This is a genomic window from Lelliottia sp., from assembly GCF_045627565.1.
Lineage (GTDB): Bacteria > Pseudomonadota > Gammaproteobacteria > Enterobacterales > Enterobacteriaceae > Enterobacter.
In genome coordinates, this window is sequence record NZ_JAZQNX010000021.1 from 44,768 (window position 1) to 69,060 (window position 24,293).

The window sequence follows — 24,293 nt, forward strand, 5'->3', positions numbered from 1 at the left end:
TACCGTAGGTGGGCTCTGGTATACGGGACTGATTAATCCCCTGTACTGGCTTGCGCTGATTTGATTAACAGACAAATCCTGCCAAAGTCTGCTGTGAATGAACGTCGGCAGAAACGTGACTTACAGCGGTGCGGGCCTGCAGGATGCAGCCGGAAACAGAGTCTGAAATCGCTGTCAAACCCGGCAGTAATCTCCCATCCCCAGTTTAACGTTGGTCTTACTGACTCAGCATCGTGGCGAAGGCTGCGGGCAAATGACGCGGCATCTGAAGGCGTCGAAGTAAATGCAATGTAGGGTTTAATGCGGTCTACCGGAAAACCATGCCCCTGACACGATGCATAAGTACGTAATCCATATGCATTCAGGGTCGCAACCAGCGTCCGGATGCCAGGATCGATAAAGCTGTATTTCTTTATGTCTGGCATCAGCGATCACCCCAGTGGTAGTTGCTCTGATAGGAGCCGGAAACGATGGTGGATACCTGCTGTTGCAGGTACTGCATGTTGCGGTCGATGCCGTCGAGCGCATTCTGATCTGCTGCCGACTGCAGCTTCATGTCAGCCAGTAATCCCTGGGCGTGAATGATGTTGTCGCGCAGTTTTGCCGCTGCCTCTTCCGGGAAGTTCTTGCCGGCAAGTGACAGGCTCGCCTGTTTAACCAGTTCCTGCAGGTACTGGATCATCAGGTCCTGAGCGATGAAGTCAGCCACCTGCAGCAGGTAGGTCGCACTCATGCCCATGCTCTGGGCATTGGTCAGGTATTTCAGCACCGGCACGGAGGTGGTGTTCACAAAGCCTTTTTCCTGGTTGGTTAGCGCGGTGTCATCAACCAGCTTGTTCTGCATCGAGAGCATCAGGTTTTTAACCAGCGTCACCAGAGCGTTCGACTCTGATATTGTCAGGTCTTTGACAGTGGGTCCCAGACACGACGTCGCCTCATCGCAGCCGTATACCTTCGCGGTTCCGCCCCGCATGAGGACCTTTATCAGATCGCGGTTATCGACCAGCGGCGTCAGAATGGTGACGTCGCCGTTGTTGTTAAAGATGATCGACCCGACGGTACTCATGACCAGTTCTTTCAGTGCCCGGTCGTTCCCCAGCAGCCCGTTCTTGCTCAGCGTGTCCCAGATAAGGTTCTTATTTTTCAGCACCTGGTCTTTCTGGTCGTCCCCGGCCTTATCGGTCACCTTATTGCTCTGCCCGCCCACCGTGCAGCCCTGACGGGAGGAGGCCCAGTCTGAGAACATGTTGGTTTCGCCGGCAATGTCCTGACAGATTTTTTGCTGGGAGACCTGAGTGACGGGCCACAGGCCGCCGATAATCCCCTGCGCGGCCTGACAGGAACTCATGTTCATAGAGTTCACGTCGCTCGCGAGTTTCTGCAGGAAGTCCTTCGCCTGCTTCAGCTCCGGAACCATTGTTTGCAGGGCAAGGTCGAAGGCGTAACCCGCTGCGTTACTCATGATTTGCTTCACGAAACGCTGGATTTCCTCGCCGCTGATCATGCTGAATGACCCCAGATAGGCATCAATGCCGCCGCAGCCGGCGTTCAGGGACGGGAGCTGCATCGAGATAAGCTGCACGTTTTTGACCGGATTACGCAGATACACCGACCCGCCGGAGAAATACCCCGCCGCCTGTCCCTGCCAGGCCTGGGCCTGCGAGACGTTGCCGCTGTAGCCGAGGCTGCCAAAGAAGCCATTCAGGTCACCGTTAACGTCTGCCTGAACCGGGAGTGCCACAGTGGCTGAACACAGTGACAACAATATAAATCCTTTCCTGAGCCGCATAAGAAATGGCTCAATATGTGTATGGGGTAGATATTTCATAGCAAAACTCCGTTAATGCGACATAAAATAACCGGAAGATACCTGTATTACCGGTAAATCAGGCAAGCATCAGAATGGTATTAAGGAATATTTAAAGAAATGAAGTTAACCGTAGTCTTAACTGTCTGCATTGCAGTAATAATTTCCACGCTAATGCCACTGGCAATTCTGGGATACCTTTACTTACATCAGGAAGATGACCATAAAATTGTCGCAATTTCACAGGGAACACCCTCTGGAATTTTCAATCCAGAACTGCTTTCAAACAGATTAATAAAATATGACATAGACAATGCCATTATTTCAGAAAAGAAAGGCGCGTTTGCTTTTGGTAATGTAAATGCATTCCTCACCGAAGTACAAAGAAGTTGCAGTCCGGCATTTACAAACATGAATTACCTGTCCTGTTCAAATAAAATACTGAGCAGGCATTTTTTCTACCATCCATCCAGAAACGTCTCCGCTGGCTGGTCTGCTCATTTTTCAGATTGTGACCTCAATGTGTATCTTCTTATGGATGCCATGAGACTAGCCGATAAAGAGTCCAGAATTGTATACGCACCAGGACATGCATTTCTTGCGTTCGCAGATGAAGAAAGTGGTGCTGTAGATTACTGGGAGACGACTACTAATCACAACTCAGGTATTCGGGCAAACCTTACGGATGATTTCTACAAGAAAACACCCGCACAGTTTTACTACGACCCCGTCTCTGTGGATTTTGCCGAAGAGTTTTATCCTGTAGTCGTTGCAGAAGACATTCCATCAACTGCGACCCGTGATAGTGTTATGTCCTATGTGCAAAAAGAATTCTCCGATAATCCTTTTGCTCAGGATATCTGGTATAACAATAAAAAATTAATTACGCGTGAAGACGCTGTGAAGATTGCAAAACTGCTCCAAACTGATATCACATCGTCGACAAAATCAAATATTCTCTCACAGTATTTAATCACACATAATCAGGAGGAAAAGGCTCGTCAGGTTATGAAGAGCGTCGTGAACTCTAATTGTGGAAAAACCTGCTTAAAAATCAAATCAAGTTTATTCCATGCATATATTATCCCGGAAAAAATAAGTAACGCCCTTGACCAGAAAGGGCTGTACTTACCATTAAACACCATCATCATTTCACTTTTCTTTTCGGCTTTTTTTTATGCGCTGACAATTATCATCCTCTTTGACAGTTTAAGACCAGCGCGCACCAGACAAGCAAGTAAAGAACAAGGGAAGTCTGCAATTCTTGCACCGGAGTAAATCTCTGCACAAATAAATAAAGTGACATCAGCAGGCTGACGATTATCGGGGAACCGAACCGGATGATAAGCCTGCTGATGCTGGTTGTTTTTCGGATGCGATAACCGGCGATACAGTACATCAGAGGAAGGAATGAAAATAACCATCCCAGCAGGCTACAGAACCAGAGTCTGGACTCAGCAGTGAATGCCACCTCCGCCGGTAAGGCATCCGTTTGTATACCACTAAAAAACAGATACGTGACCACCGCAACGTAGGCCACGCATGGCAATACAGGTAGCCGCTTAATCATGGCGCACCGCCTCTTTCTTCTTGAGAGGGACGGCACTTTCGTTCCGGATCATCCGGTGGTAAAGCCCTGTCCCCAGCCGGGTTACCAGAAGCAGAAAACAGTGGAGTGCCAGTACCGTAACCACGCCGCCCATGATCCCCCACAGGAGATACTGCGGATAATGGATGAGCACTGAGAGCGTAAACTGTTCAGAACGGGCCAGGGGGGGCTGCTTAGCCATCATGACGCTCAACGTTTTGTCGGCCCACCTCGCGTAGATAAGGTCGACCACGCCAAAGAAAAGGAAGCTGTACAGCAGCTTAATCGAAAGTAACGCCTCCCAGCGCCGGGTCTCTTTATCCTCCTCATCCTCCCGCATTGATGAAATGAACCGACTGCGGATAACGGATTTCAGTCTCGCGAATGTCATGCGATTTCCTCACGGTTTTTTTGAGAAAGGGTCAGACGGCAGGCGTACAGACCGGTGGTGGTGAAAAAGAAGCCGGCGCTCAGCGAGATAAGGAGAAGAACCGGTAAATCCTGCAGGTACATCGTCAGGTCAGGACGGGAAAACGCCCGGACCACTCTGGCCGCGAGCAGGCCGTAAAAGACGGCGGACACAAGCAAGGTGACGCTGAATAACAGCCACACGCGCTCGGTACGCGACAGCGCATACGAATTTTTTGTCATTTTGTAGTCCGGTTGTATTACTGAGGCGTCACCTGCGCACTGGCAGGCAATGCAGGCAGAGCGCTGGGGTCGACGTTATCCATATCCGCCTGAATCAGGCTGGCCCAGCGGTTTTCGAGTGCCGGGATTTCCATCATCCCCTGCGTCAGCGGATACGCCTTGAGGGTATTGACGTTCACCACAAAGGCCGTCGGCGTGGCGATCGGCAGACCATTGCCAAAGAAGGTGACTATCTCATCGGCAATCGGTGAGGCCGGGTCAGTCTTGCGCGGAACCAGCGGGTTTGGGTAAGACCCGTCGCCGCCCCCGTCCAGGGTATAGGGATAAACGCGGATGTTGTGCGCATCGGCCCAGCCCTTGAGTAACGGATCGAACTTCGCGCTGTACTGGCAGTGGGCCTGCATAAACAGCACGACCGCATAGTCCTTCATGTTTGCCCGTCGACCGTCCGGCAGCTGCATCAGGCTGGGAGGCAAAACCGCCGGACTGGCAACGGGATTGAGGCTTGTTAGCGGACTGACTTTGGCGGACTCCAGCGCCATCAGCTCCTCGCGAGCGCCGGCACTGGCCAGCATGGGGAGACAACACAAGAGCGCCGTCATGACACGTTTACATTTCATGACCCGTCACCCCGCTGCGTTTTGTGCGGCGTTCCCGCAAGGCAACAAAACCGGCACGCATAACCATCGCACCGGCGATACCCCAGAGGGCATAGCTCAACCATACCAGACCTGTCTGTGTTCCGCTGACAGACAACGTCATCAGCTCGCTCAGCACCAGAGCCATCGTGCCCCAGAAGATGAAACCGGCCAGAAGATTAATGTTCATCGGATTGTCCTTTTTTAAACAGTAGCGACCTTGTGTCTGAGAATGACCGTGCTTTACGACGCCGGGTCACCAAAAAGCCTGACAACGCGCCAGCCAGCGCCGCAATCATCCAGAAATTGAACAGCACGGCATCCGTTGTCCGTATCCAGGGGGCACTGTCAACGGGTTCAGGATGACAGAAGGATAATGCTGACTGGAGTGGGGGGACATGCTCTCCGGTGTGGGGTATGCGGGGTTGCAGGTCGGTGACAACCGTTTTATTAATGCACTGCATCACCTGCCACGGAAGTGCTCCGTCCGTCAGGCGACGGGCTTCAGTCAGAAACTGCTGCGACAGCGAACCGTTCAGCGCGGCGACCACTACCAGGGCATACAGCGCCAGAGCCGGCCCTAAAATAAAGGTGTACAGGGCAAACCGCCCTGCATCACGGATGAGGGTAAAAAGTGTATTTTGCATAAGTGTCTCTCAGGAATGGGGTTTGAAGCCGGTGGCCACGTTCAGGAAGCGCTTTGACAAATCGTCCTGCGTCATAAAGCCGTAAGACAGGGCGCGATATTTTTTACTTTTCCCGTCAACCAGGAACAGGGCCGGATAGTGAGAGATGTTCATGGCCCGGGACTGCCCACTGTCCGGACGGCTTTGCGGTAACGTTGCCGCCACCTGCCCGTCGACCGACACGGGGATGAGGGATATCCCGTTCGTTTTCGCAAAATCCGCCACCACGCCGGCCATCTGCACATCAATCGGGTCACTGCCCCGGTAGAAGTAGAACAGACCATATTGCTGAGACAGCTGCGCGACCGCGCTTTGCTGCGTCTGCTGATCGCGCGTCTGCACGAACGGGGCCATGCTGTTGTAGTGCGGGTATTCCAGATTGTAATCCAGATCCGGATGACTCAGCTGGGCCGCCGCGAATGACTGACTGAACATGGAGCCCCGGTCAGTCCAGAACTTCTGCCAGCGCAGGAACGTCGCCGTGTTCTCCCGCGTGGGGTACAGGATGGCGCGGTTAAGCGCCTCCATCGTGTAGCCCTTCAGCACCTTTGCCTGCTCCAGCGCGGTCATTTTGCTGAGATCAGGAATGGTCGTCGGCGGCGCGGGTTGCTGAGGTTTCGGGTGCTTATCAGGGGGCGTTTTCGGTTCGTTATACCAGGACCAGCCGGTGAACGGGTCGGCGGGGGTCACAATCTCCTCCGCAATGGCTGGCAGACTGGTCACGACCATCAGCAGGCCGCACATCAGTCTTTTCATTTATTGCCTCCCTGCTGATTCACCTGCGCCGCAATACGTTCTTTAATGAGCTTCACCTGCGCTGATGTGTCGGGGATCTTCTGGTTTTTCATCAGGTCCTCGTAAAAATCAGAGAAGTTAATTTTGTCGAAATCGATGCTCTGCAGTTCAGGAATGGTAATGCCGCGACAGTTCGGGCTGTCACCGCTGCCAAACTTCACGCCCAGCTGGTCACGTCGCCCCTGCTCCTGAATGATGCGCGCCAGTTTCCCTTCGAATACGCAGTAGACCTGACTTTTCTGGATGCAGGCCCCGAGCACCTGACGGTCACAGCGCTCACCGACAATGACCGTCACTTTCTTCGCTTTCGCTTTGCCGATGGCCATCTCATTAGAGTTACAGGCCGCCAGCCCGGAATCCTGCCCCCAGCCAGAGTCTTTGCAGCAGTTCGAGAACCCCGCGAAAGCCTTACGGCAGCTCATCGCCTTGCCGGTAAAGGCTTTGATATCTATCTGGCTTTGATCGTCTTTGACATCATCCGCCGCAGAGGCAAGACCGGCCAGTTTGGCCACCGCAACGTCAAAGCCGCTGCTCCCTGCCCCGTTGGCTTCATTGCAGTCCCCGGTCTTACAGATATAGTCCCCCCCACACACCAGACCGCCTGACTGATAAGTCTTCTGGCACTGATATGTGTAGCTCATGTGGGTACACTGTCCGTCGGTGCTTTCCACGCATCTGGATGCGGAGGCCGTACATTTCGGGTCTGTCGTCAACGTGCCGCAGTTGCCGGGGGAGTTTGACGGGACGACATAGTTGTCGGTGTATTGCCAGCAGTCGCTGTAGACCTGATAGCTCTGGCCATTGTTCACCACCGTTTTATTGCCGCCGGGTGTCGTACAGGTGGATGTGGTCTTTCTCGCTTTCGACATATCCAGACCGCAGGACGTTTTCCAGGTCACATCGGGGACAAACGTTTGGGTCACGGCATTCATCGTAATCACTAAGGTCGCGCTAACCCGACCGCTTTTAAAACCTTCGATAGTGTCCCTGATGTGTGACTCGCAACGATCTTTATTCCCGCTCGTGCAGGACGTACTGGTATAGGTTGCAGCCGGTAATGGAGTATTATTAACCATCTGATAGCCCGCTGCAGCCGGGACTGCCCAGTCAAACTGTTTACCAATCATCTTTTCACTGATGCCCCAGAAGTTGATTTTGCCGGCTTTGGTATCGCCCTCCTTCCAGTAAAAATGTGCACTGATAATCGGACCCGTTTCGGTAGAGACAAAGGCGAAGCTGAACGAAGAGCCGCCACCATAAGAAATGACGGCATCCGCTGCATTCAGGGTCAGCGTTTTCTGAACCGTGGTTGTGGTCGTATGCCCGCCGGCCGTGGCGGTACGGGTACAGGCTTCGACTGACGCGATATCCTTATCACACTGGAAATTCTCGAAAGTCGATTTAGATACGGTGACTTCAGTACACTGTTTGTTTGTTCCGTCCAGCACCCCTTCCGACCCGGCTTCCGCATTTTTACCAATGGTAATAAAGGGGGCGTTGGGGTCGATGGTCGGGACGGGGTTGCTGTTGCCTGAACTGATGACGGACTGTGCCGCATCATTTCCCGCCAGCGCGGCCTGTCCTTTATCAGACAATCCGCCGTCGCCCCCCTGAACCCCACCGTAATAGTCACTTTCTGGCGGTTTCGCGCTGTAGCCCGGTATCGAGCCGGTCACCGCGTCCGGGTTTTTCAGGCTGCCCGTGCCGGCCGAGGCATTGCCCTTCCCGAAGCTTGCCCCCGCTTCAAAAGCCGGGTCAGCGGACAACACAAGACATGGCGTCATCAGCAGCGCCGCCAGCATCAGTCGTTTCATTTCCCGTCCTCCAGTATCTGTTTCGCCGTTGCGGCGCAGTCCCCGCTCTCGGCCACTTTCTCCAGCGCCTGCTTCAGCGGGAGGCTGCCACGAATGACGTCAAAGCGACCCGGGCAGGTCACCACCAGAGCCGGGATGGTCGTGATGTGGTACTCGGTGTACAGCGTGGGGTCGATTTGCACCCCGATATTCTTGTCCTCTTTCGCCAGCTCAAACATGGCTGAGGCCGTCTGGCGCAGGTCGTTATTGACCAGCCCGCGCAGCGTTGCCGGCACACCGTAGCGATTTGCTTCTTTCAGCATCGGGAGTAGTCCCTCGCGTGGCAGACCCAGGCTGACGAAATACATGGCGGGAAAGGTGCGTTTTTCACCGCTCTCGCGTTCAGCCTGTTGCCGGGTAATATCACCCTGAAGACGACTGACCAGCGCTTCCTGTTGTGCTGGCAGCTGCATCGTCTGCCCCTGCAGACGCTGTTTAAGACTTTCAAGAGGCTGTTGTTGCTGTTTCATCCAGGCCATATCACCGGCAGACACGCTGGCGTTTTCGCTGGCCAGTGACGCCGGGGCGCAGGCGAGAAGGACGCTGAGGAGCAGCGCCCGGGAGAGTGTTTTATGCATGACCTGACCTCACGAATAGACGCAGTTACGTTTGCGCCAGAGCAGATATCCGAAGTTTTTCTTCGATTGCGGGGAGTTATGGGGCGTGCCCCACGTCTGGGTGCTGGCACCGAACGCGTGGCAGCTGTTGGTTTCGGGGTACATGTTCACCATCTGATAGCGCCAGCGTTCTTTCGGCACGATCGGGGACGGGTACTGATAGCAGACCGCATAATCCGCCCCGACCGTGTTCATCACCAGACCTTCGCGGTGCAATTTGAACGCCATGCGCTCGCTGACCAGAAGCGACGATTCCAGGGGAGAAAACTCGCCGCTGGTAAAGCCGGTGAACGGGTACATGCTGCCCTGACTGCCGGCACACCAGAACAGGGGGGAAAGCGGCACCCCGGCGGTGCTGGCCACCGCATCCGCTGCACAGGCGGCCTGGGCAATCAGATTGCCGAACAGCGCGGCCTCCGGGTTAATCATCATCGACAGCGTACTGTCATTCCAGAGCGGATCGACTTCAGACATGTAGGCGATATCCATATCCCCGCCCTGGAAACAGCCGGTACTGGTCATGATGCTGAGCCAGGAAATCAGCGGGTATTTGTACCAGTGGACGTGGTAGAACGCGCCGGCTGCGGGCCGGTCACTCTGCCCGGCCGTTCCGGTTCCTGTTCGCCCGAGATCAATCTTAAAGCCCCCCATATTCACCATAACGCCGGGTTCACGGGTCACGTCCGTCATGGCCGTTGGCTCCCAGTAGCCGATGGCCAGCCCCATGCGGTAGAGGACGCCATAGGAGCAAATCTGGATGGGCATCGACGGGTTACTGGTGTCCGGCTGCGGGCCGGATGCCAGCTTGACGCTGCCGACCGACATCGGGAACAGACATTTCCAGCACACGTCCGATATCGGGTTCACCCACCGCCCCTCGCCGGCATTACTCGTCGCAGCTGAGGCGGAAGACAACGACGCCGTCCACCACGAAACGGTCAGTAACAGGGCAGTCAGACAGGCTCTGAAGGTCATTGTGCCTCCCGCAGCCAGACGCAAAGCGGTCCGTCTTCCGAGTCATGGATGGAGCCAATAAACCAGCCGTCACCCGCCGGTGCGGAGGGCTGCCACTCGTGCATGCTGCTGAATCCGTTTTCCCAGGCCTTTATGACATGGGGAGGCGCATCGTTTTCCATCCAGCGCGTGGCGCAGGTCAGGTTGTGCCGGCGCAGCCAGTCGCCAAATTCTGACGGTGTGGCTTCATCGTCTGCAGGCTGAAAGTAATGCGGGTGAGTCCAGAAGCCGTTGCGGTCACGGGTGACCGCAACCGGGCTGATATGTTCAGGGTGAGTCATGGGGTATCTCCGGAGAGCCACAGCCACCGGACCGGCGGGAGGGCGATAAGAAGGTCAGTGTTTGGCTGGAGGCAGTGCGGCCCGGATAACCAGGGCCATGCGCTGTTCGCAGGTCATTTCGTGCAGGGCGAGAAGGCCGGCCCGTAACACAATGGAAGGGTAGAAAAGAGGGTTTTCCTGCAGAATATCTTCCAGACGTGAGGCGGATTTTTCGTCGTGGCGAACAGATGTTACGGCGACATTCCGGCCCTTTTCACCATCAGGGTCTTTTTTCATGGCGTTACCTTGTCAGGTGTTAAGAGGAAACCGTGACGGCAGTCAGGCTGAGGCGGAGCGCAACGCAGTGAGCACCGAACATCCTGAATGGCGTGGCGGTTAAGTCAGTGAGATAAAGAAAAGTATTCAGAGGGGCACGATAATAAGAAGGTTATTCACTGCCGGTTGCCGGCGTCGATCGGGTGATGTACCAGCCAGCTTTTTCACTCCCGGCAACCAGCAGACAAAACCACTGATGTGAATACCCTGCCCTGGCGCATTCATCCGCTTTTTCTTCCAGCATCGTGTCTGACTGCAGCGGTGCCATATAGCGCTCACGCGCGATCATAATCGCTCTGGCCACCTGACATGTGCTTTCACTGTCAGGGACAACATGCCGCGAACTGTCTGCTGTCAGCTCGTATCCCTGCGCAAGCAGCGCTTTTTCAAACTCCGAGAGCAGAAACTGATAGTAGTCGCGGTTGGCAAACAGATGGACCGCCTCCGCATGCTGCTGACCGCCGAATGTCGGCGGAGAGGAAATGCCGGGTTTCCCGTATTTCATTATCTTCGCCAGTCTTTTTTTGGCTGCGGCTTCGCTCCGCATCTGGGCAACAATCCAGACCCCCAGCCCCAGCGCCACCGCGCAAAGTCCCGCTATTCCTCCCGTGTCATTCAGGCAGACCAGCACCCCTCTCAGCGACTCAGGCTGGCTGAAACAGCTGATTATCGCCATTCATTCATCTCCGCCATTTTTGCCCGGATAAGCCCGACCAGGTATTCCGGAAAGCGCTCGTCGCGGATTTCGGGCTCAGTAAATGCCTGTTGATTTTCCCTGCACCAGTTCAGCCAGGCCTGTGTTGCCAGTATTGGACTCCAGGACTCAATTTCGGGGTAGAGCGCTTTGAGTCTTTCCGCCGTGCCGCTGCGGGAGATCACACTGGACGTTTTACGTCGTGTTGTGGAGCTTTTATCCCTGCCTGACGCAGCATTACGCATCTCAGGGAACAGGTCACCTAATGTGGTCGTGGTCATATTTGAGTACCTTTAATTGATTTTGGCGTACATCATCAGAACCGGCCCGACCGGAACATAATGATGTAATGAAAAAATGCAGAGGCTCATGGCCATGAGCTCTGATATGCGTAACGCAATCACAACGGTTATTCGTGAGGTGCTGACGATTAACCGGTGGAAGTGATGCCCTGAAGATGTGACATAGTGGTGTTCAGTATCAGCCAGACCATTCCTGGCCAGAGCAGTGACTCGCATATAAGCTTCACCGTCGCTCTTTTATCTGATGCACATGCCTGGTTGCTCTTTCGTGCTCTGTCCATCTGCAGAAAGACGCTTAGCTGAACCAGTGCGATCATTGCTGACAGTACCGGATTCCAGGGCCATTCCCACACCTTCAACCAGACGAAATACCCCACCTGCTGCAACAGCGTGAAAAGGGTTAGTCCTGTGGCGAACCTGCGCTCGACTGTTTTCGTGGCTTTAATGACAAACCCTGATGTCAGCACACAAAGAAAAATCGTAATTGCGACGCTGGCTATCATCTATTGCCTCCTGTGACATAAATCATATCCACCCTTATCACATGGCCGCCGCACAGGGTGCTGGCCGAATGATATACAAACCAGGTGGTGTCTCATCTGATAGCCATCCAGATCGGCAGCCAGCAAACGCCTGTCAGCACCATGCACAGGGCATACATCAACAGGTAACCCGGTGCGGAACGTATCCCGAAATGCACTCTCATTTTCCGTGTGTCTTCCGCGAGGCGGGGGGAATAACACTGGGCAAGCATGATCCCGCCCGCAATCAAAAGCCCACTCCCGTCCCTGTCCAGGGGTATGACATGAAGGATGCCGGCCTGCGCAATGCCTGTTATGACCCCACACTGCATGCCCTGCCAGCGCAGATTTTCAGACAACCCTGCCGTTGCGATAACACACCCGGTCATACCGGCGATAACTGATAAGACCAGCAGGAAGATCATCTTTTCCCTTCCCTGACCGGTATTTCTTCCACCTTCAGCGCACGACCGTCGCGCGATATTCGCACCGGGATGTGCTCGAAACCAAACTTGCGGGTCAGAACACCAGACTGATCGAAGAAAATGCGCTCATCGAGCGCGTCACTGGTCTCCTTGATATTGCCGTTGACCAGGATGACTTTGATGTTCGTCTGACCGGCGATCTGCTGTTTCGCCCATGCAATCTGCTCTTTGTCGTCCCCGTCGATGAAATACAGCACCTGGCTGAACGGGACCTTATCGAGCGGATTAACCTGATCCCCCTTGCGGGCAATGATAGTGCCCTGCATATCGGTGATGGTTTCCTGCACTGTGAAGGTCGGGTCAAACGCGAAGGCACGGTATTTCAGGGCACGGGTCAGACCGTCGACCGGCTTCGGGCGAACGGCATTCCGTTTCACCCGTTCCGTCGCTTCGTTTTTGAGCCGCTCCAGTTCGCCCGACTGCTCCATTCCCTTGAGCCGGTCCTGAATGAAGACCAGCATGTCCTGCTCGGCCGGTTCAAAGACATTGCCCCAGGTGCCGAGGTCTTTCGCCCCCGCACTGGCTGAGAGGATCAGCAGCGTGAGGGCGCAGCGCGTCAGTTGCTTTTTCACTGCCCCTCCTGAATGCGCCGTGAGATATCACTGCGGATCTCAGCCGTGATATCCGGCTGAGGGCTCATGACCGCCGGTTTAACCAGAATGATGGCGTTATGCGTGGTCTGCCATGCATTCAGGCTCTCGCTCAGCGCGGCATTAAACCGGGTTGTCAGCACCTTTGCTTTCCCCTCATCCAGGTTCAGCTGGGCTGACTGCTGGATAAAAAGGTCTACTGTGCCTTTCATATCGAACACCACCACTTCCGGGGCGACGGCTTTCGCTGTCACGTATGCCACGCCGGTCATCGCCAGCAGTCCCGCCAGACCTAGCAGCGCGCCTTTCACCCATCGTGAGGCGATAAAGCTGACTAGCTTAACGCCGTCCCGGACGGCATCACCGTCATACGGTTTTTCGTTGTTCTCACTCATGCGGCTTTCACCCATTCTTCAAGTTCAAGGAGTTCCGGACCAAACTTCTTCTGGGCCAGCAAATAAGCCGCTTCTTCAGCCGTGGAACCGGCCCGCTGCGCTTCCTGCATAAACGCAAAGTCCTCACCGCGCGAGCTGAACATGGCACGCGTGACGGGATCGACGAACAGGCGGTGGAACGAGCTGAATTCCCCGGCACTGACCAGCAGGGAGCTGTAGCCTGTCAGAAGCGCGGGCTGGAAGCCCCGGATGACTTCTTTTTCCATGTCGGAGAACTGGTCCGGGTTATCTGCGAGGTACTGTTTAAAGGCCCGGGTGTCCTGCAGCAGCGTGATTTTGGTCGAGCTGTTGTTCCAGGCCGCTTCGGCTTCCTTACTGGCGCTGAAGTCCTTGATGCCCTGGGTGATGGTAATAAACGCCCCACGGTGACGGCGCACGGTACGGTAGCCCGTCTCGATAAAGCGTGCCGCATGCGGGTTGGAGCCGCCGAGCAGACGCCAGGCCTCGTCAATGATGCAGACTTTCTTGAGGTCACGCGGGCTGTGGTACATTTTTTCCTGAATCGCCAGAATGAGCGAGAACAGGATGGAGGAGAGCAGCTTCGGCTTGTCTTCCAGACTCAACAGCTCGAGCACCGCAAAGCGGGTTTCGCCGTCGAGCGTCGGAGAATCGGCATTGAAGTATTCACCGTCCGGCCCCCAGGTGCAGTACGTATCCAGCAGCATGGCCAGTTCCGCGAGGCGGGAAATAATGGTGGGCTTGGCGGCATAGGCCGCATTGACGTCCGGGTCGGTCAGATAGTTGTGCACATCATCGATCCGCGCTCCGTGCTGTTTTTTCTCCCAGGCCGTCATGACCGCTTTTTGCAGGATAGCTTCACAGACCCCGTCGAGCGGCTCTGTGGGGCTGGCCAGTACGGTCAGCAGGCGCACAATCCCTTCGGCGGACTGGTTAATATCTTTCACGTTGGCAAACGGGTTAAAGCGCAGCTTCGCGCCATCGAGGTAGACGCCACCGGCCTGATGACAGTAGTTTTTGTAGCTGTCACCCATATCGATAACCCAGGCAAACCCGCCGGCGTTCAGCACGTCGCGCAGGACCCCCTGCGTCAGGAATGACTTCCCTGCCCCGGAGGTGCCGGTGACCGCGATATTGAAGTTGGTGCTGCCGTTCTCCTCCCCGAACATGTCAAAGAAGGCCACCTGGTTACGGTAGGTCGGCAGCGGCATCCCCACATGCGACAGCTGGCGCTCGGCAACAACCGGCATCAGGTTCACCGCGTTCCAGGATTTGCAGCGCAGCGTGGACCCGGTCATCTTCAGGTCTTCCCACATCCCTTCCTGCATCATGAAGGGGAAGCAGCCCAGCCAGTTGCGCATCTGCTGATACTGAACCGTGACCATCTCCAGATCGTTCTTACGGAAGACGTTCACGGCAGCCAGCTCACAGTCCTGCGCATCGATATTGTTGTCCGGCGTGAACAGGGTCAGGTTGAGGTACGTGCGGCAGAAGGCAATCTCGTTACTGGAAAGCTGCTCACGGTTGCGACGCCACTCCTCGGCCTGGCGTTTCGTACCCGGAAAGAGCTGACCATAGGCTGAGTTGGCTTTTTTCGACAGATCCATGTCCTTACGCAGCGCCTCGTTTTGCGTGGCGGTCTGCTCTTCCAGTTCGGTGGTCCAGCTGAGCATAAACGGGCACGGGATGCCGAGGTCCGGGAAGCGCAGGTTCTGCAGGTTATCGGCCCCCTGCCACAGCGCAAACCGTTTGGGGCTTTTGGCGAGCTGCATATTGACCACGCGACAGGCCGAAGCCGGCAGACGCGCTCCGTTATCCTCAATACTTTCCGGCAGTACGACGCGAATGTAGGACGGCCTGACACGCACATCGATGCCCGGATCAACTATCTGACGGTTGAGCTTTTCATCTTCGTTGTAGTCCCCGCTGGAGGTCATCACCTGCTCCTGGCGGTAGTTCATCATCTCGCGCATGACCGAGAGGAACGAATTGACGTGAGTGTTGATCGTTTCAATGCGCGCAGCCCCCAGCGAGGAGCGAATTGTGTTACGCACCTGCACCAGATCGTCCATCACCTGCTGGGAGAAGCGTTTAGCAGGTTTCCCGTAGACAATGAATATCCGGTAGTTACGCAGATACAGCGGGTATTCACGTTCGTTAGCCAGGCCCTTCAGCGCCGATCGCTGCCAGAAGGCTTTGGTGATTTTGTTCAGGTACTCGGACATATCGCCTTTCCACATATCGCTACTGACACCACGGGCAATACGTTCCCCGACACACTTGCTGGCAAGCAGGATGACGCTCACCGGCGTTTTGCGCGGCAGCTTCTTGCGCAGCATGTCATCGAGGGCGGCGATCACCTGTTCGTTCGCACCCGGCAATGGCGCGGCTTCCAGAATAAACCCGGCGCTCCCCTCATTGATGAACAGCTCATTCACATCGTCGTAGTAGCGATACGGCAGGGCAGCCACCAGGGAGGGATAACCCCAGGTCTGCTCCAGATTGGAACGGGCCGTTGCGGCTCCGTCCTCCCGTTTCCGGCTGTTGACCAGCCCCATCAGGTTGTCTAATACGTTCATTCCCCTCCCTCCCCAATCACGCGATAGCTTTCATCCCAGTGGGATTTATTTTTCACAAACTCCACCACGGCAGGCTGATGAAAGTTGTCGTCGGTGTCGACCCAGGGGGCAATCCACAGACGCTGAGTCGCATCCGGAATTCGCTGTACCGGTACACGACCCGCCGTATTGACCGGTGTCACCGGGGCAGCATGGCCCGCGCTGGTCAGCGGCGTCACCAGTGAACCCGTCGAACCTGCCGGCGCGGTGGCCAGTGGTCGTGGCGCAATAGGTTTCGCGATGGCGGTTCCGGTTGCTGCGACAGAAACAGGACGCCCTGGATTGACGATCGGCGCTGTATTACGCAGTGCCGGCAGGGTTTCACCCGCAGGCTTTTTTGCGGCTTTATCGGCGGTGAGGGAATCCAGGTTCTTACCCTGCGCAGCCAGTTTATTGGCCTCGCCGGTGGTCAGGCACTGGTCGGTTGCGGTCTTGTTGCAGTCGAAATCAGAATTGAGACCGGCGCAGCCGGTCAGTGCGCTACACAGCAGTGCAGCGCCCATCAGTGTTTTCATGGGGTAACTCCGGTTGATATTACAGGGATATGCGTGAAAGGGGTGATGTGTTGTTCTGATTACCTAGCTGTCCGCCAGGAAATTAAAAAGCACCTGGAATATGCCACTGGCAAAGACGCCTGTGAAAAACCAGTCCAGCGTCAGGAAGTCCGGGTTCATTTGTATGAAAAAGAACACCATTATTGAAGGAATCAGTATGACCCAGGGCGCGAGAGCACCTGCTGCATCCAGGATTTGCTCTTTTGAACCGTGAAAAACCATGGTGGTGTGAATGAGGATGACCAGACTGGCAAGGAGACCTATTCGCCAGTATGTCCAGCCATATTCACCGTAACCGTTTCTAATCAGAACGGCCCACACGGTAAGTTCAATGGCAAAAACCAGTGCCGGAATGGCGAGGTGGCGGACGTCAGAAAGCATGTTGATTACCCCTTGTCATCTTTTTCTGCATGGCCTTTAATAGATGTGCTTCCTTCATTATCTGAAGGTTGCTGGTTCAACATTCGCCACAGACGCCCGCCCGTCATTGACTCACATAACAGAAATCCACTTAAGCCGTTGACGCATAGCCCTCCCAGTCTCAGCCACAAATAAGGTAAGGAAAGTGTGGCAGCCAGCAAAAAGAGGGAAGCGATGAATATCAGGAACGGGTTCCAGCCGCTGGCAGCCCTTAGCAATATTTTTTGAAACTTCATCTGGTATAAAATTGCAGCCTTACGAGTCATCACGCCCTTCCTTATCGCTGATTCTGTGCGGGTTGTTATGAAGGAATGTCCAGTCGGGTTTCACTTCTGGCCAGACGGCCATAGCTTCCTCTTGAAGCCAGGAGCGGAGTACTTCGGCTGAAAAACCTTCCGACCTGACCCGCTCCTGAAGCTGCTCCCAGGCAGCAAGATTCAGTGGCTGATACACCGAGAGGCGCCTGTCCAGTACAGTTGCCCATGTTTCCCCGTATCGCGGAAACAGGCGTTTGCACATCCACAGGCTCAGAGCCACCCAGAATACTGCCGCCAGTATTGATGCCAGCAACTCATTCCTGAAAACATGAAGAATCAGAAAGCCGCCCCCGGCTAACAGGACCATCCATGACATGTAAAACTGCTCTGCGTCAGGTGTTTTCGCACCTTCCTCCCAGCAACGGAGGTCTATACGTATTTTCCTGAGTAACGGGTCATTTACTTTCGCATCACGCATACGAAAATCCTCAGTTAATGGTGTCACCGAGACGCAGCTGGCTGGCCTGGCGAAGCACATCATCGGGATTGATGTTGCCCACTGACGTGGTGCTGGAGGTTGTGGTCTGGCTGGCCGGTTGTGGCGAGACAGCGTTCTGTGCGGCATTGCCGGCTTTCTGCAGCTCCTCTTTCGCCTTCGCGTCCTCAGCATCTTCCAGCGTTTCAAGGCGGAAGCCCTTCTGGAACACAACGGTGACCTGGTTGCCGGCACCAATATCAATGACCGGATGATACTGCTCGGCACGTTTAATCCAGTACTGGCTCACTGTGTCGGCAGCCTTACTCGCACCGCCACCGAAACCTTGTTTGAACACGTCTCCGGCACCCACGTCAGCCGTCGCACCGAGACCCACAGATGGTGTCGCAGCAGACTTGATACCCTCGCCAATACCAGACAGGAATCCGGAAGCACCGGCGTAGCCGACAATCATGCCGTTACGCATAACAGGCTTGCCGCGAATCCCGTTTTTGCCCTGGTAGCTGACGTGCCCCTGGAACTCCATATCGACGTGTTTACCATTCTTCAGCACGCAACTGATGGACTGGGTGCGCACGGTTCCACGCTCACTGGATATATCGCCCCAGACTTCCCCTACGATGAAACAGCCGTCTGCGCTGTATTCCTTGTTGTTAGGCATCTGAATGTTGCCCTGCAGGCGGAGCGTTACGGGACTGGTGTTTTGCTGCCCGGTGACGCTGGCGTTGGCGTCAGCCCCTTCAATCATGACGGCGTCAGAGAAGGAGCCGGACGGTATCCACGGCAGCTTAGTGGGTTTCTTTTTCAGGCTGTCATAGCTGAACTTTGTGGTGGAGAGTCCACCGGTTAATCGCTGGCCGGAGCCGCCCGGATAGAAGCCTGCGCCCTGCCCCATGTTGACACCAGTGGCGGCCGGTGCGTTGGGGGTGACGGAGTATTCAGGCGGTCGGGCCTGACCGGCAGCAACGGGACCGGGGAGTGGTGTTCCGTTCTGGCCAGCAGGTGGTGTCTGCTGGCCCGTGGTCGCGTTGCTGCCGGGGGCTTTCTGGACCTGGTCGGTCAGACGCTGAATTTCAGCGTCCTTCTCGGCCAGCTTCTGTTCGGTGGTGAGCTTGTTCTGGGTGAACTGCTGAGCAAGCGTGGCGAACTGCTGCTCAAGCGCGGAGGTTTTGGCCTGCTGCTGTGCCAGGGCTGCGTCGTTCACCTGCTCATTAAAAGAGGCGGTGACCACGCCGGTCATATTGGGTGCGGCAACCGGTGCGGGATGCTTCTGCTGTTCCTGATGATTTCCGTACCACATCACGCCGCCGGCGGTGGCGGCTCCGACGACGATAAGGCCGGTCAGAATAGCCAGCTGGGTGCGGCGGGTTTTCAGGTTTTCGTTCAGACTCATGAGCGCGGCACTCCGTCATCAGAAAACACAACCCAGGCATACCCTTCGCCACCGGCATAAAGCTGGTTTTGCGAGAGCATGACGGCACGGACCCCCTTCAGCCAGAAGTCACGCTCACGCAGGCTCTGGGTGATGCTGCCGGGGTTATTCATGCGAAAGCGCACGATGCGCAGATGGTTGCCGACAAACTGGCGTTCCGGCGTGAGACGAACTGACGTGGATGGCGTGTATGCCGTCATACGGCTGACGGGATACTCCACATAGTCGTCCGGCACCTGACCGTTCACCACGGCACGCGACAGTGCGACCAGGGTTTTCTCATAGGTCTGCCCTTCTTCCCATGCCTTAGCGTCATCGTTTTTGCGCAGTGGCGGTGACATGGGCGTAAAGCGCAGGGTTTTGCCGTTTCCGGCCTGGGGTCTGACGTTCAGGCTGAGTGAAGAGCCGTGGTCAGTCTGGATAAACAGCGTGAAGTTCTGGCCGACAAGCGGTGAGAGAATGAGTGCGCCGTCGTCGGTGGTGCTCTGGTCGTAGGCACCGGTTGGCCCGCTGATGCTGGTAATTAATTCCCCGTCCACAACAACCTTTGTCGGGTTGGTGTTACTGAGCGTGACATTAAAGGCGGCGTCGTTCTCAAAGGGGATGGCGGCGGGTGCGGTAGCGGCCCGAAGGCCGCTGGTAAAGATTCCCGATGCCAGTAACACAGCAGCAGCTGCCGGTGAAATGCGAAGTTTCATGGGCAGTCCTGTCAGTTGGTGGTGGTAACCGGCTGAAGTTCTTCAAAGGAGTGGAGGTTAATCATTCCGTTTACATAGCTGATTTTCAGTCGGTAGGTTTTGTCCTGGTCCTTCAGGGGGGTGGTAATAGCGCCGTTCGTGGTGGATGACTTCAGCGTGCCGCTGAACTCCACGGAGCCATCGGTCATGACCCGGATATCCTTCGTATCAAACCGGGTAGTGATGCCCCCTTTTTTGATACGTTCAGCTTCAACATCCAGCGCTTTTTTGAGCAGGTCCCGTTCGGCTGAAGGGACAAACCCGAGCAGCATTTTCTGGTTGTTGTCGATGTTTTCCGGACTCACATTCAGTCGCCAGTAAATAAAGGAAGAGGCGAACATGGTCATGCCGGAAGCGTCTGCGCTGACAGCGTCGGAGGTGAACGGCTGGTTATAGGTCATGGGCGTCGTCACTGTTTTCTGAGTGGTTGCGAAATACCACGCCAGAGAACCGGTCAGAACATTTCCCACGCCGCTCAGAACCAGGAGTGAAGCGAGGCCAATAAACGCATAACTGAGTTGTTTATCGCGCTCGCCTTTAATGCTGAGTTTCATGGTAATTACGCCCTCCAGTGCCGGAAACTGGAGTCAGGTATTTTTCGGAAAGTGACTTTGAATAAAAGAGAAGGAAGATGCCAGTAACAAAAATTCAGTAACCAGTAAGAACCTTGTCCTTTTTTCATATACCTGACTGATGCCCAGAGCAGACCCGCTATTATGGAAAGCTCGGTAGACATATTGTTAAGCACCCCGAGGATAACAAGGGGTGCGACAATAATAATTTCGTCTAAAGGCAATCCAAAATAGCGCTCCTGCTGATTGAGCGTTTCCGGGAAGTAGTATTTATCCTCTTCCCCGCTCATCATCAGCTCGCGATAGAGAAAGCGACGCGGGTGAAAATGATACAGGCGACGATGCCAACAAATACGAGTGGGGAGCGGGCTTTAATATAAATAAACAGGCCCATCACGATTTCCGCGATATAAAACCATTTAATTAAAGACGAGCCCGAGCCAAACGTACTGCTTACAGTGGATTGCTGTGATGCGAGTAAATCCGTTCCAGCCGCAAGAGCGGGATGGGCGACCATAAGTGAAATTAAAATCAATCCACCGTTTTTCAGGAACTTTTTCATTTGACGATTTTCACGTGCGCTGCGGAATAAGGACGCTACCGCCCATCCCTTCACGACATTGAGGGCATTACCTTTGATAGACATGCTTGTTTCTCCGGATGTAAACAAAATGTGCGTGCATAAGTGGTTGTTTACGCACGCGATATTGTCCCATGACCCTAAAAAAAAAAACTGTGACACATGTCACACTTTTATAAATGATTAGGAATTATCTGAATATGGATGCGCGTAGGCTTGGTCAGCCAGAAAGTAACCATATTGTTTGTGGGATCTATACCAATGAAAGTAAAAGAGAAAATGTGGGAAGGCCGGGGGCGGCCGCGTAAGTTCCGTCCCGGAGAGGCTGTGGAGTGGCGCCTTCGTGCGCCGGATAATCTGCTTATGGAGCTGAGAATATGTGCCAGGGTGGGGAAAAGGAGCGTGAACGATGAAATTATTGCCCGGCTTCTTTTGTCACTTAATTATCAGCCAGAGCGTTCCGTTATTAAAACAGCGGAAGGAGAGCGGCTGATTTCACTGGCGGTTAAATTCGAGACGTGGCTGGGTCAGTTGCTTGATGGAGGTCATGCTCAGAGTCCTGATGACATTATTCAGGACGACAATGCTGAGCAGCTATGGATGTGGCGCGAGGGTGAGAGAGTTTTACTTCCGGGGAAAACAACGGGCTACAGCATGCGTATTCCGGATAATCTGGCTGAAGAGATACGCATAATGGCCAGAGTGCATAAACGCAGCCTGAATGATGAAATGCTCACAAGGTTGATGAATACTCTGGGTTATTTCACTGAGCGGATACTGGACCAGAACGAGGATGGTCAGGCGCTGAAAGTGCTGTGTATGGAGTTTGAGGTATTCTTAAAAGAGAAAATAACCCAGGCTGAAAAAGACGAGCTGCCGTGGGAGAAAAGCAGCCCGCAGTGATCGATTGTGGCCGGGGATGTCCGGCCAGAACCATTATTTTTCATCAAGTATAAAGTGTTGTTTTTCTGCATTATCTTCAGCGTCGTTGATGGCGCTGATGTTGTTATTAATCAAGTCATCCAGAGACACGCCAGCCGCAGGTCCTTTGAGCGTGACAAATATTTCCGAAACAAGTGCAGTTAAAATCATCATTCCTTCCCGTGAGCCTGACACTTTTTTAATCAGGTCACGTCTGAATCCATCCAGGTCGAAGGTGGAGCCCTCTTCCTTTGATTTGTAGACCATCAGGCCAAGCCTGACCAGCTCATTCACAATAGACGAGTAATTCATGTCTGACGTGGTGGCACCCTTTTGTATCTCTATTTCAAGAATATCCTGTATTTCTCTGTCTATTTTATCTTTGAAGTAGATGTTCTTACGCGGCATGATATTTTCCTGTCGTTTTCATACAGTGCCGGATGCAGCACTGTCAGATGCAATTTTCTCGTTAATCTTATATTTTCCAACTGAACCACACAGAGCCAGCACGGCGAAAAGGTGTGTTAATCCGGCACTGTCAGGTGTGCTATTCCGGCACTGTGATGTGTGTGGATGCAGCACTATGAGGTGTGTGCATCCGGCACTACTATGTGTGTGCATCCGGCACCCTCTGTTTTTAAGTTACTCTAATTATTCAGTACACACAATCCCCACACCTAACAGTGCTGCATCCGGCACTGTTAGGTGTGTTAATCAGGCACTGCAATGTGTGGGGTGACGGCACTGTAAGGTGTGTTAATTAACACACCTTTTCCCCTCATATCTGGAAATTCCGGATTAATTTCTCATTTAACCACTGATTTAAAAGGCAAAATCTGCAAGACGGAGTCTTGCGTGGGGTGTGATGTTTTAAGTGGTGAGTAAAGAGCGGCTCTGAAATACCTGCACCTGGTCTGACTTGTTTATTTCGGCCTGACTGTAAACGCATGATTTAAAGCGCTTCCGCGCGTTTGTAGGGAATTAACTTGATTTGGATGATCTGGCGGGGTATTTTTTATGCGACCTCTCAGTGAGGCTTATATCTCCGTAAAAGGCCGAATAATGAAAATAACTGTATTCCCTGCTGCGCTCCTGGTGCTTTCATTTTCAGCCGGAGCCGCTCCACAGATGTGCTTTGACCAGGCCGGGCACGATTACCGTATTGATCCCCTCCTGCTCATGTCAATTTCAATTAAGGAAAGCAGACTAAAATCAGCGGCGGTAAATGGATCGAATCGCGACGGAACGGAAGATGTCTGCGGAATGCAGGTGAACAGCTCGCATTATGGCAAGCTTAAAAACTTTAATATTACGCGTGAACGGCTGCTGAAAGATCCGTGTATTTGTGTTTATACCGGCGCATGGGTGCTGGCGCACAACTTCAGGTCATACGGGAAAAACTGGGACAGCGTGGGGATATATAATACCGGACCGAGCAAAAAGCTCATCACCCGGCGCAAGGCCTATGCGGAAGACATTAAGAATATATATCGCGTGTTGCTGGCCAGAAAAACGCTTCTCGCGCAACGATCCCCCCAGAACGGAGAAAAGGATCGAACCGGACCGGCATCAGAAACCGCCGCGATAAATTCTGTGCAATAAAAAGCCGCTCATCAGAGCGGCTTAATTTCAGGCTTTCAGTCTGGCGAATTCTTCGGCCATTTTCCATAATGCCTGGTTTAATTTAATGTCCCCGTCGATTCCTGTGACTTCGCGTGTTCGGGTGCGCTGGCCTTTTGCCGTTCTGCCGCTAATCCCGCCTTTGATAACATTCTCCTGAATACGGTTAAAGGTGGTCCATAAATCCGGGCTTTTATCTTCCCAGCGGCGGGACTGTAATACCTGGTCGGGGGTCACGGGTGGTTTTTTCCCGTCATATTTAAAATCCAGGGCAACCGTACTCAACAAACGTTGTTCAGGCTCACTCAGCTGAATGCCTTTCATCATGTCGATATTTTCCGTTACCGCATCAAATGTTTTTAGTACGGTATAAGCGCCCTCGATGACCTGCCCCACAATATCGCCTTTATGTGGCACGCTGATTTCACCGAAATTTTTCCAGGCAACCAGACCATTAGTGCAAATCTGGCGGAACATGCCCGGGATCATCTTATAACTGCTTGAGCCATCATGACTGTTTAACAAGATAATTTCCGGCACTTCTTTTCCGTCAAGTTGATCGTGACGGCGCAGACGTAACATATGTTTTGTAAAGTCGCGTTTTTCAATATCACGGGTACGGGACTGGGTTGCATAATAGGGCTGGAAACCTTCGTCGCGTAAACGATCCAGGAGCACAATGGTCGGAATATAGGTATAACGCTCTGAGCGTGAATCGTGTTTATCTTCAGAAAACGCGCTCGGGACAATGCGTTGTAATTCATCGTTTGTCAGCGGGCGATTCTGGCGAATAGAGGTCGGGACACGATAACGGCTTGCAAAACTGACCATAATAT

33 protein-coding genes are annotated in these 24,293 nt (G+C 54.0%); 3 read left to right on the plus strand and 30 right to left on the minus strand.

The genetic code is table 11. From position 1 onward, the window contains the following. Positions 1–424: 424 nt before the first annotated feature. Complete coding sequence (traH, locus tag ACKI5T_RS12020) at positions 425–1,789, minus strand: conjugal transfer pilus assembly protein TraH (protein ID WP_407437739.1); 1,365 nt, start codon at positions 1,787–1,789, stop codon at positions 425–427. A 138-nt stretch (positions 1,790–1,927) separates the two neighbouring features. Between traH and ACKI5T_RS12025 the strand changes: the two genes are divergently transcribed. Further along, positions 1,928–3,085: a hypothetical protein gene (locus ACKI5T_RS12025; RefSeq protein ID WP_407437668.1), complete on the plus strand. Its 1,158-nt coding sequence runs from the start codon at positions 1,928–1,930 to the stop codon at positions 3,083–3,085. Positions 3,086–3,369: 284 nt separating this feature from the next. Here the strand turns inward: ACKI5T_RS12025 and ACKI5T_RS12030 are convergent, their stop codons facing one another. The 27 genes from ACKI5T_RS12030 to ACKI5T_RS12160 all read right to left on the minus strand — a co-directional run bounded on the left by ACKI5T_RS12030 (position 3,370) and on the right by ACKI5T_RS12160 (position 20,982). After that, a complete protein-coding gene (locus ACKI5T_RS12030) occupies positions 3,370–3,786 on the minus strand; it encodes a hypothetical protein (RefSeq protein WP_407437669.1) in 417 nt (138 codons plus the stop codon). Further along, a complete protein-coding gene (locus ACKI5T_RS12035) occupies positions 3,783–4,046 on the minus strand; it encodes a hypothetical protein (RefSeq protein WP_407437671.1) in 264 nt (87 codons plus the stop codon). The genes ACKI5T_RS12030 and ACKI5T_RS12035 overlap by 4 nt, the downstream gene beginning before the upstream one ends. Positions 4,047–4,063: 17 nt before the next feature. After that, positions 4,064–4,666 carry a type-F conjugative transfer system pilin assembly thiol-disulfide isomerase TrbB gene (locus tag ACKI5T_RS12040; RefSeq protein ID WP_407437672.1) on the minus strand — a complete coding sequence of 201 codons (603 nt, stop codon included), beginning with the start codon at positions 4,664–4,666 and terminating at the stop codon, positions 4,064–4,066. Then, positions 4,656–4,874 (minus strand): hypothetical protein, encoded by a 219-nt coding sequence (locus tag ACKI5T_RS12045; protein ID WP_407437674.1) that lies wholly within the window; start codon positions 4,872–4,874, stop codon positions 4,656–4,658. Before ACKI5T_RS12045 ends, ACKI5T_RS12040 begins: the two co-directional genes overlap by 11 nt. After that, positions 4,864–5,331 (minus strand): hypothetical protein, encoded by a 468-nt coding sequence (locus ACKI5T_RS12050; RefSeq protein ID WP_407437676.1) that lies wholly within the window; start codon positions 5,329–5,331, stop codon positions 4,864–4,866. The genes ACKI5T_RS12045 and ACKI5T_RS12050 overlap by 11 nt, the downstream gene beginning before the upstream one ends. A gap of 9 nt (positions 5,332–5,340) precedes the next feature. Continuing rightward, a complete protein-coding gene (gene traF, locus ACKI5T_RS12055; protein ID WP_407437678.1) occupies positions 5,341–6,126 on the minus strand; it encodes a type-F conjugative transfer system pilin assembly protein TraF in 786 nt (261 codons plus the stop codon). After that, positions 6,123–7,979, minus strand: coding sequence for a type-F conjugative transfer system mating-pair stabilization protein TraN (gene traN / locus ACKI5T_RS12060; protein ID WP_407437680.1), 1,857 nt, complete (start codon positions 7,977–7,979; stop codon positions 6,123–6,125). Before traN ends, traF begins: the two co-directional genes overlap by 4 nt. Then, positions 7,976–8,596 carry a type-F conjugative transfer system pilin assembly protein TrbC gene (gene trbC / locus ACKI5T_RS12065; RefSeq protein ID WP_407437681.1) on the minus strand — a complete coding sequence of 207 codons (621 nt, stop codon included), beginning with the start codon at positions 8,594–8,596 and terminating at the stop codon, positions 7,976–7,978. The genes traN and trbC overlap by 4 nt, the downstream gene beginning before the upstream one ends. 9 nt (positions 8,597–8,605) lie before the next feature. Beyond that, positions 8,606–9,610, minus strand: a complete 1,005-nt coding sequence (gene traU, locus ACKI5T_RS12070) for a conjugal transfer pilus assembly protein TraU (protein WP_407437683.1) — start codon at positions 9,608–9,610, stop codon at positions 8,606–8,608. Continuing rightward, positions 9,607–9,930 carry a hypothetical protein gene (locus ACKI5T_RS12075; protein ID WP_407437685.1) on the minus strand — a complete coding sequence of 108 codons (324 nt, stop codon included), beginning with the start codon at positions 9,928–9,930 and terminating at the stop codon, positions 9,607–9,609. Before ACKI5T_RS12075 ends, traU begins: the two co-directional genes overlap by 4 nt. Positions 9,931–9,984: 54 nt before the next feature. Further along, positions 9,985–10,206, minus strand: a complete 222-nt coding sequence (locus ACKI5T_RS12080; protein ID WP_407437686.1) for a hypothetical protein — start codon at positions 10,204–10,206, stop codon at positions 9,985–9,987. 151 nt (positions 10,207–10,357) lie between these two features. Beyond that, positions 10,358–10,921, minus strand: coding sequence for a hypothetical protein (locus ACKI5T_RS12085; RefSeq protein WP_407437687.1), 564 nt, complete (start codon positions 10,919–10,921; stop codon positions 10,358–10,360). Further along, on the minus strand, positions 10,912–11,220 hold the full coding sequence (locus ACKI5T_RS12090) for a hypothetical protein (RefSeq protein WP_407437689.1): 309 nt from the start codon (positions 11,218–11,220) through the stop codon (positions 10,912–10,914). The genes ACKI5T_RS12085 and ACKI5T_RS12090 overlap by 10 nt, the downstream gene beginning before the upstream one ends. A gap of 149 nt (positions 11,221–11,369) precedes the next feature. Next, positions 11,370–11,744, minus strand: coding sequence for a hypothetical protein (locus ACKI5T_RS12095; RefSeq protein ID WP_407437690.1), 375 nt, complete (start codon positions 11,742–11,744; stop codon positions 11,370–11,372). Positions 11,745–11,836: 92 nt separating this feature from the next. Next, entirely contained in the window at positions 11,837–12,187 is a 351-nt protein-coding gene (locus tag ACKI5T_RS12100; protein ID WP_407437691.1) for a hypothetical protein, read from the minus strand. Further along, a complete protein-coding gene (gene traW / locus ACKI5T_RS12105) occupies positions 12,184–12,819 on the minus strand; it encodes a type-F conjugative transfer system protein TraW (RefSeq protein WP_407437693.1) in 636 nt (211 codons plus the stop codon). Before traW ends, ACKI5T_RS12100 begins: the two co-directional genes overlap by 4 nt. Next, positions 12,816–13,232, minus strand: coding sequence for a type-F conjugative transfer system protein TrbI (gene trbI, locus ACKI5T_RS12110; RefSeq protein WP_407437694.1), 417 nt, complete (start codon positions 13,230–13,232; stop codon positions 12,816–12,818). The genes traW and trbI overlap by 4 nt, the downstream gene beginning before the upstream one ends. Then, positions 13,229–15,829: a type IV secretion system protein TraC gene (gene traC / locus ACKI5T_RS12115; protein ID WP_407437696.1), complete on the minus strand. Its 2,601-nt coding sequence runs from the start codon at positions 15,827–15,829 to the stop codon at positions 13,229–13,231. The genes trbI and traC overlap by 4 nt, the downstream gene beginning before the upstream one ends. Beyond that, on the minus strand, positions 15,826–16,383 hold the full coding sequence (gene traV, locus ACKI5T_RS12120) for a type IV conjugative transfer system lipoprotein TraV (RefSeq protein ID WP_407437697.1): 558 nt from the start codon (positions 16,381–16,383) through the stop codon (positions 15,826–15,828). Before traV ends, traC begins: the two co-directional genes overlap by 4 nt. A 63-nt stretch (positions 16,384–16,446) precedes the next feature. After that, positions 16,447–16,803 (minus strand): hypothetical protein, encoded by a 357-nt coding sequence (locus ACKI5T_RS12125; RefSeq protein WP_407437699.1) that lies wholly within the window; start codon positions 16,801–16,803, stop codon positions 16,447–16,449. 5 nt (positions 16,804–16,808) lie between these two features. Beyond that, positions 16,809–17,108 carry a hypothetical protein gene (locus ACKI5T_RS12130; RefSeq protein ID WP_407437700.1) on the minus strand — a complete coding sequence of 100 codons (300 nt, stop codon included), beginning with the start codon at positions 17,106–17,108 and terminating at the stop codon, positions 16,809–16,811. After that, complete coding sequence (locus tag ACKI5T_RS12135) at positions 17,098–17,577, minus strand: hypothetical protein (protein ID WP_407437702.1); 480 nt, start codon at positions 17,575–17,577, stop codon at positions 17,098–17,100. Before ACKI5T_RS12135 ends, ACKI5T_RS12130 begins: the two co-directional genes overlap by 11 nt. Before the next feature lie 10 nt (positions 17,578–17,587). Continuing rightward, complete coding sequence (traB, locus tag ACKI5T_RS12140; protein ID WP_407437704.1) at positions 17,588–18,988, minus strand: F-type conjugal transfer pilus assembly protein TraB; 1,401 nt, start codon at positions 18,986–18,988, stop codon at positions 17,588–17,590. After that, a complete protein-coding gene (traK, locus tag ACKI5T_RS12145) occupies positions 18,985–19,725 on the minus strand; it encodes a type-F conjugative transfer system secretin TraK (protein WP_407437706.1) in 741 nt (246 codons plus the stop codon). Before traK ends, traB begins: the two co-directional genes overlap by 4 nt. 11 nt (positions 19,726–19,736) lie before the next feature. Continuing rightward, positions 19,737–20,318, minus strand: a complete 582-nt coding sequence (locus tag ACKI5T_RS12150; protein WP_407437708.1) for a TraE/TraK family type IV conjugative transfer system protein — start codon at positions 20,316–20,318, stop codon at positions 19,737–19,739. A 5-nt stretch (positions 20,319–20,323) separates the two neighbouring features. Next, on the minus strand, positions 20,324–20,626 hold the full coding sequence (traL, locus tag ACKI5T_RS12155; RefSeq protein ID WP_407437740.1) for a type IV conjugative transfer system protein TraL: 303 nt from the start codon (positions 20,624–20,626) through the stop codon (positions 20,324–20,326). A gap of 2 nt (positions 20,627–20,628) precedes the next feature. Further along, the gene (locus ACKI5T_RS12160) at positions 20,629–20,982 is read right to left on the minus strand and encodes a type IV conjugative transfer system pilin TraA (RefSeq protein ID WP_407437710.1); all 354 of its coding nucleotides are present in this window, start codon (positions 20,980–20,982) and stop codon (positions 20,629–20,631) included. Positions 20,983–21,177: 195 nt separating this feature from the next. On the opposite strand from ACKI5T_RS12160, the gene ACKI5T_RS12165 reads away from it, so the two are divergent. Continuing rightward, positions 21,178–21,819 (plus strand): Arc family DNA-binding protein, encoded by a 642-nt coding sequence (locus ACKI5T_RS12165; protein ID WP_407437712.1) that lies wholly within the window; start codon positions 21,178–21,180, stop codon positions 21,817–21,819. Positions 21,820–21,852: 33 nt separating this feature from the next. On the opposite strand, the gene ACKI5T_RS12170 is transcribed toward ACKI5T_RS12165, so the two are convergent. Next, the gene (locus tag ACKI5T_RS12170) at positions 21,853–22,245 is read right to left on the minus strand and encodes a relaxosome protein TraM (RefSeq protein ID WP_407437714.1); all 393 of its coding nucleotides are present in this window, start codon (positions 22,243–22,245) and stop codon (positions 21,853–21,855) included. A 654-nt stretch (positions 22,246–22,899) separates the two neighbouring features. On the opposite strand from ACKI5T_RS12170, the gene ACKI5T_RS12175 reads away from it, so the two are divergent. Continuing rightward, a complete protein-coding gene (locus ACKI5T_RS12175) occupies positions 22,900–23,439 on the plus strand; it encodes a lytic transglycosylase domain-containing protein (protein WP_407437716.1) in 540 nt (179 codons plus the stop codon). A 27-nt stretch (positions 23,440–23,466) separates the two neighbouring features. On the opposite strand, the gene ACKI5T_RS12180 is transcribed toward ACKI5T_RS12175, so the two are convergent. Further along, a complete protein-coding gene (locus tag ACKI5T_RS12180; protein WP_407437718.1) occupies positions 23,467–24,288 on the minus strand; it encodes a DUF932 domain-containing protein in 822 nt (273 codons plus the stop codon). Positions 24,289–24,293 lie beyond the last annotated feature (5 nt).